Origin of the sequence: Pedobacter aquatilis (assembly GCF_032678425.1) — a bacterium.
GTDB lineage: Bacteria > Bacteroidota > Bacteroidia > Sphingobacteriales > Sphingobacteriaceae > Pedobacter > Pedobacter aquatilis_B.
Genome location: NZ_JAVTSG010000004.1, coordinates 346904 through 362242, shown reverse-complemented (window position 1 = coordinate 362242; position 15339 = coordinate 346904). Strand labels below are relative to the sequence as shown.

At 36.1% G+C, this 15339-nt stretch carries 15 protein-coding genes; 5 read left to right on the top strand and 10 right to left on the bottom strand.

Features of this window, described 5'->3' with window-relative positions:
• The first annotated feature begins 3 nt into the window (after positions 1-3).
• Entirely contained in the window at positions 4-618 is a 615-nt protein-coding gene (locus R2Q16_RS15015; RefSeq protein WP_316738064.1) for a rhomboid family intramembrane serine protease, read from the top strand.
• Here the strand turns inward: R2Q16_RS15015 and R2Q16_RS15010 are convergent.
• A complete protein-coding gene (locus R2Q16_RS15010; protein WP_316738063.1) occupies positions 601-1584 on the bottom strand; it encodes a hypothetical protein in 984 nt (327 codons plus the stop codon). The two genes, R2Q16_RS15015 and R2Q16_RS15010, sit on opposite strands and share 18 nt — an antisense overlap.
• A 193-nt stretch (positions 1585-1777) precedes the next feature.
• The gene (locus R2Q16_RS15005; protein ID WP_316738062.1) at positions 1778-2914 is read right to left on the bottom strand and encodes a hypothetical protein; all 1137 of its coding nucleotides are present in this window, start codon (positions 2912-2914) and stop codon (positions 1778-1780) included.
• 79 nt (positions 2915-2993) lie between these two features.
• Here R2Q16_RS15005 and R2Q16_RS15000 point away from each other — a divergent pair, with 79 nt between their 5' ends.
• A complete protein-coding gene (locus tag R2Q16_RS15000; protein WP_316738093.1) occupies positions 2994-4037 on the top strand; it encodes a dipeptide epimerase in 1044 nt (347 codons plus the stop codon).
• On the opposite strand, the gene R2Q16_RS14995 is transcribed toward R2Q16_RS15000, so the two are convergent.
• Together R2Q16_RS14995 and R2Q16_RS14990 are read right to left on the bottom strand one after the other, a co-directional pair.
• Entirely contained in the window at positions 4003-4293 is a 291-nt protein-coding gene (locus R2Q16_RS14995; RefSeq protein ID WP_316738061.1) for a DUF6358 family protein, read from the bottom strand. The genes R2Q16_RS15000 and R2Q16_RS14995 overlap by 35 nt on opposite strands.
• A gap of 45 nt (positions 4294-4338) precedes the next feature.
• Entirely contained in the window at positions 4339-4656 is a 318-nt protein-coding gene (locus R2Q16_RS14990) for a rhodanese-like domain-containing protein (protein WP_290242978.1), read from the bottom strand.
• 162 nt (positions 4657-4818) lie between these two features.
• On the opposite strand from R2Q16_RS14990, the gene R2Q16_RS14985 reads away from it, so the two are divergent.
• The 3 genes from R2Q16_RS14985 (at position 4819) to R2Q16_RS14975 (ending at position 9292) form a co-directional block, all read left to right on the top strand.
• A complete protein-coding gene (locus R2Q16_RS14985; RefSeq protein WP_316738060.1) occupies positions 4819-5943 on the top strand; it encodes a DUF4407 domain-containing protein in 1125 nt (374 codons plus the stop codon).
• Between the two features lie 183 nt (positions 5944-6126).
• A complete protein-coding gene (locus R2Q16_RS14980) occupies positions 6127-7968 on the top strand; it encodes a PDZ domain-containing protein (RefSeq protein WP_316738059.1) in 1842 nt (613 codons plus the stop codon).
• Positions 7969-7987: 19 nt separating this feature from the next.
• Complete coding sequence (locus tag R2Q16_RS14975; RefSeq protein ID WP_316738058.1) at positions 7988-9292, top strand: M20/M25/M40 family metallo-hydrolase; 1305 nt, start codon at positions 7988-7990, stop codon at positions 9290-9292.
• 102 nt (positions 9293-9394) lie between these two features.
• On the opposite strand, the gene R2Q16_RS14970 is transcribed toward R2Q16_RS14975, so the two are convergent.
• The 6 genes from R2Q16_RS14970 to pnuC all read right to left on the bottom strand — a co-directional run bounded on the left by R2Q16_RS14970 (position 9395) and on the right by pnuC (position 15298).
• Complete coding sequence (locus tag R2Q16_RS14970) at positions 9395-9889, bottom strand: GNAT family N-acetyltransferase (protein ID WP_316738057.1); 495 nt, start codon at positions 9887-9889, stop codon at positions 9395-9397.
• Complete coding sequence (locus R2Q16_RS14965) at positions 9886-10449, bottom strand: thiamine pyrophosphokinase (protein ID WP_316738055.1); 564 nt, start codon at positions 10447-10449, stop codon at positions 9886-9888. Before R2Q16_RS14965 ends, R2Q16_RS14970 begins: the two co-directional genes overlap by 4 nt.
• 43 nt (positions 10450-10492) lie before the next feature.
• Positions 10493-11134 (bottom strand): thiamine phosphate synthase, encoded by a 642-nt coding sequence (locus R2Q16_RS14960; RefSeq protein WP_316738053.1) that lies wholly within the window; start codon positions 11132-11134, stop codon positions 10493-10495.
• Between the two features lie 110 nt (positions 11135-11244).
• A complete protein-coding gene (locus tag R2Q16_RS14955; RefSeq protein ID WP_316738052.1) occupies positions 11245-13686 on the bottom strand; it encodes a TonB-dependent receptor in 2442 nt (813 codons plus the stop codon).
• A gap of 480 nt (positions 13687-14166) precedes the next feature.
• Positions 14167-14697 carry an ATP-binding protein gene (locus R2Q16_RS14950; RefSeq protein ID WP_316738049.1) on the bottom strand — a complete coding sequence of 177 codons (531 nt, stop codon included), beginning with the start codon at positions 14695-14697 and terminating at the stop codon, positions 14167-14169.
• Positions 14681-15298, bottom strand: a complete 618-nt coding sequence (gene pnuC / locus R2Q16_RS14945) for a nicotinamide riboside transporter PnuC (protein WP_316738047.1) — start codon at positions 15296-15298, stop codon at positions 14681-14683. Before pnuC ends, R2Q16_RS14950 begins: the two co-directional genes overlap by 17 nt.
• Positions 15299-15339: the final 41 nt, after the last annotated feature.

Sequence of the window (15339 nt, the reverse complement as noted above, 5' to 3'; positions counted from 1 at the left end):
TTTATGGAGTATTTTAACATGGCTCCCGTGGCCTCATTAATTTTCGTTTTTACGGTTATAACGAGTTTATATGCATTTTACGATAACAGCGTGTATGGAAAATTTATGCTGCATCCGTATAGTGTATCAAAAGGCAAAAATATATTTACCTTAATTACAAGTGGCTTAATCCATACAGATTGGATGCACCTGGCATTTAATATGTTTACTTTTTATGCCTTCGCCTTTACACTCGAAACTTTGATGGGTAGTTGGAGATTTGGTATGCTTTATTTTTTAGCTTTGATTTTAAGCGATATTCCAACTGTATTTAGATATAAAGATAGTTTCAATTACAATAGTTTAGGTGCATCTGGAGCGATTAGTGCGGTATTGTTTAGCTATATATTGTATAACCCAATGTCTAAAATATACATCATGTTTATTCCTATCGGGATACCTGCCGTAGTTTTTGGATTTCTTTATTTGATATATTGCGCCTACGCATCTAAAAATTCAAGAGACGGTATAAACCATGATGCGCACTTTTACGGCGCTTTAACTGGATTAATATTCACCATAATTTTTGTGCCCGGTATTTTGCAAAACTTTATCGGTATTTTAATCGGCAACAGGTAAACAAGGGTTTTCAAAGAAACTCATCGGTGCTTCAGGGTTTTTGATGATTTCAAACTTAACATAACCCCAAGGTTTCCAGAAATTTTCGAGCACTTGTGCGTATACTTTATGCTGCCAAACATCAAACAAAGGCTTACTCATGTTTCCACGGAGTGGCATGGCTTCAATATATGTTGTACCTTCAACAGGCATAAAAGTATATTCTGGCAATCGGTTAAAAAGATAAGCCGAATAGTAAAATCTTGCGGTTAATTCTTCAAACTGCTCTGCCGATAATGCTTTGCCTTTAACTTCATTTAGAATTTCCTGATGGTAACGATTATTTGTGCCGTTATCTTGCAGACAGGCAATTATTCCAAAATCCTTAAATTTTAATGAAAACGTAAGGGTGTTAATTTCATCGCGGAAGCTAAATGGGGTTTCCTCTTTTTCTAGTTTAACCACATTAATAGACCAAGGCGTGAAGTCTTCAAACTCGATGCTGGTATAAAGATTTTGCATCATGAGATTCAAGTTGCCAAATTTCATCATTAAAGATTGAGACATATTTAGTCCATCGGCAGTCATTTCTTTACGCAAAGCGCCATGCATTTCGGTGTAAACAAAGCCATACAAAAACTTCCCAATCCAGTTGAATAAATCCAAATCGCGTAATGCCGAAACGGATTTGTAACCGCCTTCAAATGCTTTTTCAATTTTATTCTCCAGTGGATTTAAAAACTGCTCGTTAACCTCAGCATTTACCGGAATCGCGATGCTATTGTAAGAACGGATGCTTTCATCCAAAAACTGTATTTGTTCTTCGCCGCTTAAACCTGCCTGCTCCAATAACCATTTAGGGATTAAGGGAACCTGAATTACAGGAGAATTAAAAGTGTTACCACTAAGGAAGCAGTTTTTATAAAGGAAATCGAATTTTTGGAATGGATTGTATAAGCCGGTATTCATCGCTACAATATTAGCCATTATAATCTTATGGCTTAGCAGCGATGAATTATTTTAACGTTGGGATTACGAAGCCTAAGTTCTCCCGCAGATTTTCGCTGATAAGAATCGCAGATTTAAAAAGATTTTTTTCTTTAAGAATAGGTCGTCATTGCGAGGTACGAAGCAATCTAATTTCAAAGAGATTGCTTCGTGCCTCGCAATGACGTAATTGTTAATAATTATTATAAAAATAGCTAATCGAGTTTACCAAATCGCTGTAAATCGGCTTTGTAAATTCAAGAAACAACGCTTCAGGCGGTGGTGGCACAACTTCCCTTCTTCTGGTCATGGCCAATTGCTGTTTGCTTAAAGCTCTATCATCGCCTTTATAACTTGCCCAGCTATCGCTCCAAACATAAGTTCCCGGAAATTTTTGTTGGCGGACAATTTTCTTGCTCTGCCAGTCGCTAATGGTCATATCCAATAAACCTGATGAGGATATATTTTTCTCGAAAATGCTTAGTGTAGCTTTCACCGTCCCGTAAACAGGTTTTCTATCACGAGTTTCGCCAACCACAACACTATCACGTTTCAATTTTTCTACTCTTTCCTTAACATAGGTTTGGCCAACAATAAAATCGTCGAAGTTTAAACTTAACACCTGGTCTGGTACAATTTTTTGTTTTGTAGCTTGTTGTTCCGAATAAAAAAGGACGAATTTATTTCGCGAATAATTTCCCATAAACTCATCAATTTGCTGTTGGAAATAATCACCGCTTAACTTGTACAATCGGCTGTTAACAAAGATTGGTTGAACTACTACACGGGTTACCGCCATCCAGTAAGCATCGTCAATTTTCGTTTTAACATCCTTATAGTTTGCCTGTAGGTTTAACACTTTTTCAAATTCATAATAAGCTTTTTTCGCCGATTGGCGATTGTTTGCATTTAAATACTGAATGCCAGAGTTGTATCTTGCCGTTGCTGCATTATACTTGCTTTCATCAAGTTCTTTAATATATTTTGATGGGTTAGGCACAACTGTTAAACAAGCCGGACAACTATTAATTTCTTCAGCAAGCTGATTAATTTTTTGATAATCGTACATCACGGCTTCCCATCTGTACAAATCATTTGTTACTTTACTTTCCTCAATTTTCCTTAAATGATCTTGCAATGCATAGCTGTAAGCAGTTTGTAAAACGCTTAACGCCTCATTGTTTTTTGGTGAGTTTTGCAAACGACTTACTGCTTTTAAAACTGAAGCATCATAATCACCTTTTTGCAAGGCTTTTTTCCCTGTGGTACATCCTCCAATAAATATTAAGGATAAATAAATAAAATACCGTAATCTTGAAATGTTTTTCATGGCAGGAATGGTTTGCGTTAATAAAACAAATATACTTTTGTAGAGCTAATATCTCTAATAATATTATAGACGATTGATGATGAAAATAAGTTGCAAGCAATTTGAATTAGAATTAAAACATCCCTTTTCAATTTCGAAATTTACGCGTACAAGTACACCCTTAATGCTTTTAAAAATTGATTTCGAAGGCCATGTTGGTTATGGAGAAGCATCAATGGTACCTTACATGGGCGAAAGCTATGAGAGTGCAAATGCCTTTTTGAAACTCGTTGATTGGAGCAGAATTCAATATCCTTTTAACTTCGAAGAAATTATAGCTTATCTGGATAGTCTTGCTCCCGGTCAGCCGGCAATAAAAGCAGCCATTGATATTGCCTTGAACGACATAAATGGCAAAATTTTGAATAAACCTTGTTATGAGATTTACGGAGCAAACCCTGAAAAAATGCCTGTAACTTCTTATACTATCGGAATTGATACTCCGGAAGTTATCAGAGAGAAACTTAAAGATGCAGAAGCTTTTAAGGTGATTAAGGTTAAGCTTGGTCGCGATAACGATAGGGAAATTATAGAAACCATTCGCAGTATTACAAATGTGCCTTTATATGTCGATGCTAATCAAGGTTGGACAGACAAGATAAAAGCCATCGATTTAATTTACTGGTTGCATAATAAAGGCGTTGTTTTAATCGAGCAACCTATGGATAAAAATAACCCTGATGGAAATGCATGGTTAACCGAACGCAGTCCGATTCCTTTATTGGCCGATGAAGCCATGCAACGATTGGTTGATATGGATAAACTGAAAGGCGCTTACCACGGTATCAACATCAAGCTGATGAAAAGCTGCGGCATGTATGAAGGGCACCAAATGATTTTAAAAGCCCGTTCTTTTGGGATGAAAGTTTTAATTGGCTGTATGAGTGAAACGAGTTGCGCAACATTAGCAGCTGCGGCATTGGCACCACTTTGTAACTGGGCTGATTTGGATGGCCCGTGGTTGACTAAAAATAACCCTTTTAGCAATCCTGATTTTGAAAACGGAAAGTATATTTTGAAGAATTTACCAGGTTTAGGTTTGGAGGGCGTTACTCCTGATCTTTTCCCCGATACGTTTTCCTAATCTCTTTCATTAACTGAACCTTAAAGTACAGCAGGCAAGCAGCCACACCGACAAGAAAAGCACCCGGCAAGTATTTGTGGTTATTATAACACCAAACTACGCCTAAAACCGAAAGGATTATAGCTAAGTTGTAAAAGATATTTAAAGCAAATTTTTTACCCACGGGTGAAATGATTGAATTATTTAATGATAGTATGATTGAATGAATTTTGAATAATGATTGATATATTGATTGAATGAAGGAATGAGAAAACATACTATTTATATTCAATCATTCTTTCATTCCTTCCTTCAATCATTTCTAGTATACTGGCATATTCGGGTCGTAAGCTTCTTGCCAAGCCAAAATACCACCTTTTAAATTATATAAATTTTCGAAACCATATTGCGATTCTAATTGCATAACGGCTGCGGCACTTCTTTTACCACTACGGCATTGAATAATAACTGGTTTATCTTTAGAGATTTTATCAGCTTCAATTAAAATGCCACCCAAAGGGATGTTTTCTCCATCAAGGTTAGAAACCTCATATTCGAATGTTTCGCGGACATCAATTAATTGGAAATCTTCTTTATTATCGATTTTCTGTTTTAGTTCCTGTACTGATACTTCTTTCATGTGAAAATTATTTTTACAAACTTATATAAATAAGTTCATCACTACAATAATGCTTTCGCTTATAACATTTTAATTACGCTTGGCAGATATATCAATTGTGAAATATTTAGTTTAAAACTGTAACAACTTAAACCCTTGGGCGTTTAATTATAAAATATTCTTATGAACAAGCTTAACCGATTCTTTTGGTTTTGTTCCGGTGCGCACATTCCAACACTGGAGAAGTATTCTACTGAACAAAATAAATATACAGGCATTGGCGCCACCATTTTTTTTACAGGCTTATTCGCAGCCCTTTCTGGCGGGTATGCTATGTATTTCGTTTTTAAAGGCGATGATTTGGCGGTAATTTTTGCCTTGATTTTTGGATTTCTGTGGGGTGCTGCAATTTTTAATATGGATAGATACATCGTATCGAGCATAAATAAAAGCGCATCTACAAACAAGCAAATTTTACAAGCAACACCACGTATTTTACTGGCGATAATGATTGGTATTGTAATTTCCAGACCAATTGAATTAAAGATTTTCGATAAGGAGATTAAAGAACGACTTAAAGTAAGTTACCTAAATGGTCAGCGGAAAAAGATAGATACTTTGAATAAGGCTTTTGAAAAGAAATATGAGGTTGAGTTTGGTCGGTTAAATCAGCAGAAAGCAACTCGTGATAGCTTAGAAAAAGGTATAAAATCAGATAGACAAAAGCTTAATTTCGAAATTTTTGGAAATAAAACCAACGAAACTTCCGGTGTTATGGGTTACGGTCCTTATGCTAAGAGGAAGGAAACAGAAATTAAACAACGTACAGCAGAGCTGGATAGTTTAAAAGCAAACATTAATAAAGCTGAATCTTTTATTGATAAGCGAAAAGATTTCGATGGTTTGTTCACGGAGAAATTATATACCGCAAAGCAATTAGATAGCCTTTCGAATATTGCAGGTTTTGCAGATAGAAATTCGGCGCTCGGTCAGCTCTCTCTTAATGCCGATGGTACAAAAGATACTAATACGGCAATGGCCGTAACGTTTATCGGGTTGCTGTTTATTTTCTTCGAATGTTTACCTGTATTTGTAAAACTGATGAGTGCCCGCGGACCTTACGATTATGTAACCGCTGATGGCGACGAAGCTGATATTTATGAATCTAAAAAACATAAGGATTTTAGAATGGAAGTTGCAGATAATATTCACGAAACTAAAGTTGATTCAGAATCATCAAAGCAAAAAGAAATTTTAAAGGGCAGAGCTTATCGCGATTTAGAGAAATACGATTGGGATGGGGAATAGAAGATGTTAGATGGGTAATGGATGATGTGCGGTGTAAGATGGCAAATGTAATATGTAGGATGGAAGATGTGTAATTTGCATTTAGGTTTTTCCATAAACCATCTTCCATCCTACATATTACATTATCCATTTTCCATCAAACCTCCTCCATTTTTTGTATTTTAAGGCCATCAAATTATTCATATGAAAAAACTTATTGGAGCTGTTGCTACAACGCTCTTAACGTGCTCGTCTGTTGGTTTATTTGCGCAAAATGAAATTCGTTACAGTATTTCGTTTCCAAATGCAATCCATCACGAGGCGCAAATAGAGATGCAAATCCCTAACATCCCGACAGGAAAATTAAAGGTTAGAATGAGCCGCTCTTCGCCTGGCAGGTATGCTACGCATGAGTTTGGCAAAAACGTTTACAACTTTAAGGCTTTTGATGATAACGGTAAACGGTTAAAAATTAATCAGCCTGCAGGCGATGAATATGAAATTGCCGAGCATGGTAAAAACGTTAAAATTACCTACACACTTTTCGGTAACTGGATTGATGGAACTTATGCGGGTTTTGATGAAACACATGCGCACATGAATATCCCGGCGGTATTTGCATTTCCGGTAGGAATGGATGCAAGACCACGTTTGGTAAAATTTAACGCTGTCGAAAAGCAAAATTGGAAGATTGCTACGCAATTAAAACCAATGGGCAATGATATTTTTTACGCTGCCAATTTGCAGTATTTTATGGATAGCCCAACTGAAATAGCGAATTATAAAACCGCAAGCTGGCAGGTGAAAAATAAGGATGGAAAGTTGCAAACGATTCATTTGGTTTCACATTCAAAAGATGATCAAAAAGCCATAGATAATTATGCCGAAATGCTTAAAAAAATGGTTGATGAGCATTATGCTGTTTGGGGCGAATTTCCGGTTTACGATTATGGAAATTATTATTTCTTACATGATGTTTACCCGGATTATGCAGGCGATGGGATGGAACACAGAAACTCGACAACAATCGTTCAGCGTACGCCAAAAATTGAAGGTTATGAATCCAATCTGTTAGGCACATTTTCTCACGAATTTTTTCACAGCTGGAACGTAGAGCGTCTTCGTCCGAAAACTTTAGAACCCTTTGATTTTACCCATTCGGATATTAGTAATGAGTTGTGGCTTGCTGAAGGTTTTACACAATATTATGGTAATTTGCTATTAACCAGAGCTGGATTTAAATCGGTTGATAATGCCGCCCAAACTTTTAACGGCTTGGTAAATGCAGTTTTAAATTCGCCTGGTGCTAAAAATTTCTCACCTGTTGAGGCTAGTCGTTATGCAGTTTTTGCTGATGCAGGCGTTGCGATTGACCAAACCAATAAAAACAATATTTTCCTTTCATATTATACTTACGGAGCTGCAACAGCATTAGCGCTAGATTTAAAATTGCGTAGTGAATTTAAGCTTACACTTGATGATTATATGCGTGCACTTTGGAAAGCTTATGGTAAACCTGAAATTGCCTATACCATTCCTGATTTGGAAAAAACTTTAGGTGCCTTAACGAAAAATCAGGCTTTTGCTGCTGATTTCTTTAAGCGATACATCTACGGAACAGAAAAAAATGATTACGCTAAATTATTGTTAAATGCAGGCTATGTTTTGCGCAAAGCGAATGCTGGTAAAGCTTATAGTGGAATTGGTAGAATGACTTTTGAAGAAGGTAAAGCAATTGTTCCACAAACTTTGACGGGAACTTCGGCTTATGCCGCAGGTTTGGATTTTGGTGCAATTCTATTAACGATTGATGGTACAGAAATTAAAGACCAGGCCGCATTAAATAAAGTAACTGATGCGCATAAACCCGGTGATGCGGTTGATGTTACCTATTCTTATCACGGAGTAGATAAAACCACAAAATTAACCTTTACTGAAAATCCAATTTTAGAAATTGTATCCATTGAAAAAACTGGTGGCGGTTTAACAAAGGAAATGCAAAGTTTTAGAGATAATTGGTTAAACTCGCAGGTAAAATCTAAATAAATAAACTAAATACATAATAATGAAGAAAATTTTTCTTGTTGCGCTGGCCGGAATGGCAACTTTACAGTTAAGCGCTCAAAATATTGATAAAGTTATCACTCGTGAATACACCGACCATTTAATTAAAACTTTAAGTAGTGATGCAATGGAAGGTCGTGGTACTTTTACACCCGGCATTGATAAAGCGGCAACTTTTATCGAATCAGAATTTAAGAAAATCGGTTTAAAGCCGCTAAGCGGAGCAAACTCTTTCCGTCAGACTTTTTATAAAGTTAAGCTAACACCTGAGCCAACAAAATTGGTCATTGATGGTCAAACCATCTCGCAGGAAAATATTTTAGTGACTGGAAAATCTCCGGCAGTTTCGTTTAATCAAACAAATGGAGATGGTATTGTAAAGTTAGATACAACTAAAACTTTTGCGGCACAATACCGTACGTTAAGTCGTGCAGGCAAAAAGCAAATCGTTTTGGTTAATGAAAAATTTGCTGCTGATTTCAAACGATATAAGTCTTTCTTAGGTCGTGGTGCAATTTTGGATGAAAAAGATTTACAGTCGCCGACTCAGGATGCAATGATTTTCGTATTCGGATTAAATCATGCTAAAGAATTTACAGCTGAAGTAAAAAACAAAACGGAAAAACTTCCATTGTTCAATGTTGCCGGAATGATTCCAGGTAAATCAAAAGAAAAAGAATTGGTTGTGTTCTCTGGTCATTATGATCATTTAGGTATAACCAAATCGGTAGAAGGTGATAGTATTGCAAACGGAGCTGATGATGATGCATCTGGAACAACAGCAATGATTGCCTTGGCGAAATATTATAAGGCTCAAAAAAATAACGAACGTACTTTAATTTTTGTAGCCTTTACAGCTGAAGAAATTGGTGGTTTTGGGGCTAAATATTTTTCAGAGAAATTAAATCCTGATGATGTTGTGGCGATGTTTAATATCGAAATGATTGGTAAGGATTCTAAATTTGGTAAAAACTCTGCTTTTATAACTGGTTACGATAAATCTGATTTTGGCAAAATTTTACAAAAGAACTTAGCAGGAACGGAGTTTACTTTCCATCCAGATCCTTATACAGAACAAAATTTATTTTACAGAAGTGATAATGCTACTTTGGCTGCTTTAGGAGTTCCGGCACACACGATTAGTACCGATCAAATTGATGTTGACAAATTCTATCACACTGTGAAGGATGAATACAGCACTTTGGATGTAGAAAATATTTTATCAACGATTAAAGCTATTGCGAAAAGCGCAACTTCGATTGTAAACGGCACGGATGCGCCGACAAGGATTCCGAAGTTAAAATAATAATAGAATTGTTTTCTATAATTCGTCATTGCGAGGCACGAAGCAATCTTTTAAATTTAGATTGCTTCGTGCCTCGCAATGACGATCGTGTTAGATACTATATTAAAACTTATATTCCATCACGTAATCATCCATAAAATAACCATCGCCAATATCTAGTTTTACAGATTCTTTAATGGTAAAACCACCTTTTAAGTAAAAATCTTTTGCTTTATTACTCTTATTTACATTGAGTTGTAATGCCGATGCGCCTAAGTTTTTTACTTGATTAAATACTTCATTTATTAAAATTTTGCCAATGCCTTTGCCATGTGCCGATGGCAAAACATAAAGCTTATGCAGTTTGTAGGTTCTATCCTCGTGATTGATTATTGAGTAGCCAGCAAATCCATACTGTTTTTCACCATCTTCAGCAATTAAAAAAGTATGGCCATCCATAAGTTGTTTTATTAACTCGCCTCGGTTATACATTTTCGCTAACATAAAATCGATTTGTGCCTGACCAATTATTTCGAGGTATGCGCTTGGCCAGGTATTTTCAGCAATCGTTCTGATGATTTCAATATCTTCTTCTTTTGCTTTTCTTAATGTAATCATAACAAAGGCTCACTAATAAAAATTGGGCGACCAGAAAAAGTAAAATCAACAAAACCATCATTAACAACCACAAAAATTTCTTCTTCTGTTTGCATTAAGTTGGTTACTTCTAAGTAAGAATTTCCATGAATTAAAAATTCACTTCCGGCAGGTTTCCAAACTGAAAAGCCAGATTTTATTTGGTAGTGTTTAGCCCTCTCGGTGAAAACAACTAAATTTATTTCATCTTCAAAACCAGCAAACTTTTCTAAATCGAATTTTGCAGTAATTACATTTACGGCAGGATATTTCTCTCCCACAAGGTGATTCATGGCTACCATAAAAGCATCAGCCGGACCTTGAACAATCTTGGTGTCTTCCTGTACTTGCTGGTCATTTCCATTAACTAAAACATCAACCTTTAAGCCAAGAGAAATAATTTTGTCGTAATTATCTCCATTAACCAAAAGTGTTGGGCTCCATTCCAGAAGTTGACCCAAAAGTTCCTCATTGAAGTTACCTAGCTCATCAATATACAAGGCCGGTTCTTGTTTTTCTTTTACAATATGGTGTGAAGACATATTGCGAAGATAAACTAATTTCAGATTTTAGAATTACGATTTTTTATTTTTTAAAGCTTTGAACACTGTCGTAAAAATCCTGATAAGCTTCAATAAAATCATCGGCAAAATTAATTGCGCCAGATACTGCAATTCCATGAATGTTCGTTTCCATTAAGGCTTCAACATCATATAAAGTAATGCCGCCAACAGCTAGAACTGGAAGATTTATATTTAGATGATTTAGCTCAGCAACAGCTTTTTTATAATCATCTATACTGATGTTCGGATAATTGTTTGGTTTGGTTTTGCTTGTGGTGTATGGACCGAAACCGGCATAATCTGCTCCTTCTTTTGCTAAGCGAATTAGGTTTTCTATATTATTTGCTGAGCCACCTAAAGTTACATCATTGCCAACAAGTTTTCGTAAGGCAATGAAATCTGCATTCATGTTTTCGATGTGGAAACCTTGAATATCGGCTTTGCCATTTAAGTGAATGTGGTCGGCTACAATCAGCGTAGTACCCCAATCATCGCAAATTTCAGCAATGGCGTTTATGTCTGCTAAAAGTTCATCATCAGCTTTGTTTAAACAGCGATATTGAATCCATTTTGCACCAGCTTCGCAAGCTAGTTGTACTTGCTCTACATGAGAAAAATTTGGAATATCATGTGTGATGTATTGTAGCTTCTCTATGTATTTCATATCAGATTAAACAGGGTTTTTACTAAACTCGTCATTGCGAGGCACGAAGCAATCTTTCTCTCGTATGAGATTGCTTCGTGCCTCGCAATGACGAAATTTATGGTTTTTTCTTAAAACTTAACATTCAAATTTAACAAGAAATTAGTACCCGCTTGAGGGAAATAAAAGTTTTCTGTAGTTCTGCTTCCACCCAAAAGATAGCCGTAAGTGTAGCCGTTACTTTCGTATTTTTTATCTAGCAGATTATTCACTAATAAACCTAAGTTTACATTTTTAACACCAGCGAATTTAAAGTCGTAGCCTAAACGTGCATTACTAACCCAGTAGCCATTAATTGTTCTGTCGTTATTTTGCGTATTGTCTAAATATTGTTTGCTTACATATTTACTTTGTAAGGCAATTGCAAAACCTTTTACAGGCTTATAAACAAGTTCACCAAAAATTACAGCAGCTGGTGAAAATGAAATGTCAGTCAGTTGGTAATTGTTTACAACTTGCCCACCATTATCGTAATCATCATAATATTCAGTAAAGTTTTTAATCTTGTTTCTGCTGAAAGCGGCATTTGCGTTTAAAGCAAAATATTTATTGATGATGTAAGAGCCATCTAATTCGATACCTAAACGGTAACTTTTATCAACGTTTTGGCGAAAATTACCGCCAGTATCATTAATTTTTCCGGTTACAACCAACTGGTTTTTATAGAACATTCCGTAAGCATTTGCGCCTAAATTAAACTTGTTATTTTTGAAACGATAGCCTAATTCTAAATCGTTTAGTCGCTCTGCTTTAGGAAATGTGCCCACTGCGGCATCTGTATAATCGTTTCTGTTTGGCTCTTTATTGGCAACACTAAATGAGGCATATAAATTACTTTCTGTATTGATGAAATACGTAGCGCCAACTTTAGGGTTAAAGAAATTTAGTTTATCATTAATAGATAAAAAGTTTAATTTATTCTCCGTTCCTAAAATATCGTAGTACACGCGGCGGTATTGCAAATCGGCAAATAAACTCAAAGCCTCAACCGGACTATAATTTACTTTTCCATACATATTGAAATCGGTTTTAAAGCCCTCATTATCATAATAATGTCTGTCGATATTTCCATTTGATGCATATTGCGCCCAAATAATTTGTCCGAAATGCGCACCTTTATATTCGTTGTAAGCACCGCCAAGTGTAAAGTTTAGGTTTTTTTCTGGTACATAATTGAAGGAATAGGTTACGCCATAAAAGTCATTATCTAACCATCGGCGACGAACTAAATCGGTACGTGAAATTGTTGTGCCACCAATATTAACTGGATTTAAACCATAATCGCTTAACCTATTGTTTGCTCTGTATTCTTCGTAATAACCTTCGCCTTGTGTGTAATGCAAAGCACCGTTAAAAGAAAACTTATCGGTAAGTTGCCTTGCGTAAATTAATTGATAATGATTTTGCCAGTAATTATCGGTTTGATTATTATAAGTGAAGCTGTTATACGTTCTGCCAGAGTTTAAAAGATTGGCCGCATCTTCTGCATTCAATTCATTTCTAACAATGTAAGCCTGCATTCCGGCAACATCATTATTTAACCTCGATTCTGGAATACCATTCCACGATTGATACGTTTTCTCCGCACCAGCAAAAACATTAATTCGAAGTAAATCCTTATTTCCGTGGTAGGCTCCTGATAAAAAGTAAGATTTTAGTAAAGATGAACCTCTATCTACATAACCATCAGAACTGATTCTGGATAAGCGACCATCAAAACTGAAACGATTATTGATTAGACCAGTACCTACTTTAACGGTATTTTTCCAGGTGTCGAAGCTACCGTAAGTGGTATTAACTTCTGCATAAGGTTCCAACTCGCTGGCAGTAGTTTGAATGTTTAAACTTGCGCCAAAAGCACCGGCACCATTTGTAGATGTACCTACACCACGTTGAATCTGAATGTTATCTACAGAAGAAACGAAATCGGGCATGTTTACATAAAAGGTACCCTGGCTTTCGCTATCGTTTATTGGAATACCATTCACAGTAACATTTATTCGGCTGTTATCGCTACCGCGGATGCGAATTCCGGTATAGCCAACGCCGGCGCCCGCATCAGAATTTACCACAACACCCGGTGTGTTTTGCAAAATAAAAGGCAAATCTTGTCCGAAGTTATTTTCCTGAATTTCTGCTTTGCTTACGTTTTTGTAAGTAGTTGCCGATTTTTCATTCGCCCTAGTTGCTCTAACAATAACCTCATCAGCAAGAAAATTTTGAGCATTTAAAGTAAAGTTTAAATTTTGGTTCTGGTTTAAATCGATGGAATTTTCAATTGATTTATAACCAATGTAACTGGCACTAATTACATATTTGCCGTTGGATAAATTACCGATAGTGAAGTTTCCATTTTCATCACTCGAAACCGTAATCTTTGTGTTATTGACCTTGATTGTAGCGCCCGGCAAGGCCTTTTGATTGTTGTCTGTTACTTTTCCGGTAACAGAAAATTGTGCCCATGCAAAGAAAGGCAGCATTGCAGTTAAAACTGCAAAAAGTAGTTTTTTCAATGTTTTTGTTTTTAGTTAAACCCATCGGAAATAGGGGTACTCCCGATTTCAGTTAAACTTCCATAACTCCAATCCCTACGCCGGCATTACCCGGATCAGGTGCATTTAAAGCTAAAGGCTTAGAGCTTAAAGACCAAAGCTTGGTAATTAACCAGAGCTTTCAGCTTTTTGCTTTCCTCTTTCTGCTTCAAAATGGGTATGATCTCAGCCTGTTTTTGTGTTATTTAAAACAAGGCACCCCTAATGATGTGGCAAATGTAGAAAAATATGTTAATGATTGTTTAATATGCGCTTATCTTTTTTTTGAAAAGCAGTTGCAGTGGGTTTTAGGTTCAGGTAGTCCTGCTTTTTGCTTTAAACAGTGCTCCTATTTGGCCACCTAAACCCGACCATAGCGAGATGCCCCCAACTTTTTCGTTGGGGCAGAAGCGGGGGCGGGAAGAAATTGACCTATCTAATACAGGCTTAGCTTTCCGAAATCTATAAGTCTAAAAAATTATTAATGGCGGCGATAGCATTTTGTTCGCGTTGCTCGCCCAAGCCATTAATTACTTTGTAATTTGCGTTTAGAGCTTTTAATTCCTTATGCCAAATTTGCATAAAGTATTCTCGTTGGTGAGGGAAATCCCTTAATGGATCGTCTTGCCAAGGCAAATCGATATCCATCAAAAGATATAAATCATATGGTCTTTCTGGCAACGCATCCAAAACGATTTGAGGGGTTGCACCCAACATTTCATCACTCCAAATTTTTACGGTGATAAAGGTTGTATCGCAAATTATAAAATCATTTTTGGTTATATTCAGAATGGCATCTTCCAAGGCAATCTGCCCATAATACATATTCAACTCATCTTGCAATGTGTACGGAGCTTCGAGGTTGGCGCAATAATAGCGGGCATACTCAGGTACCCACGAAACGTTATAATGCCTTGCCAAATACTTCGACATGGTAGATTTTCCGGTACTTTCCGGTCCAACAATAGCTATCTTTTTAATTTGCTTGTTCACGATACGTTTTTCTCCAATCTAGATAACCTTTGTACGCAATAATGATTAATACAAAATATAATATTGTACTTAAATTTAAATGCTTGTATATAAAAAGCGGTACATAACAAATGTTTGCAAACACCCATAATAGCCAATTTTGTAATACTTTTCTGGTTAGCAAAATTTGTGCTACAAAACTTACCGAGGTACAAAATCCATCGGCATAAGGCACTGTACTATTGGTATAACTTGCCATAAACCAACCCAGTAAGCCGCTAAGTACAATTATGAATAAAATGGCTAGAAGCCAACCTTTGGTTTTTAGTAATGTTATCGGTTTTTGAACTTCTTCTTTTTTGCTGAACCAAAAATACCATCCGTAAAAAGCTGTAAATAAGAAATATATCTGCAAGGTCATGTCGCCATACATGGCTTCTTTGAAGAATAAAAAACCGTAACAGGTAACGCTAATTATCGAGATTGGCCAGTTCCAAATGCTTTCTTTTGCAGCTAAATAAATGCATAAAAAGCCGGTAATTACGGCAAACCACTCTAAAACCGAGGTGTGTAAAAACTGGTCAATCAAAAAATCGAAGAAAGGGATTGAAGCAATGGTCATGTGTTTCAAAAATAGAAACAAAAACGTATTAAAGAAAAAAT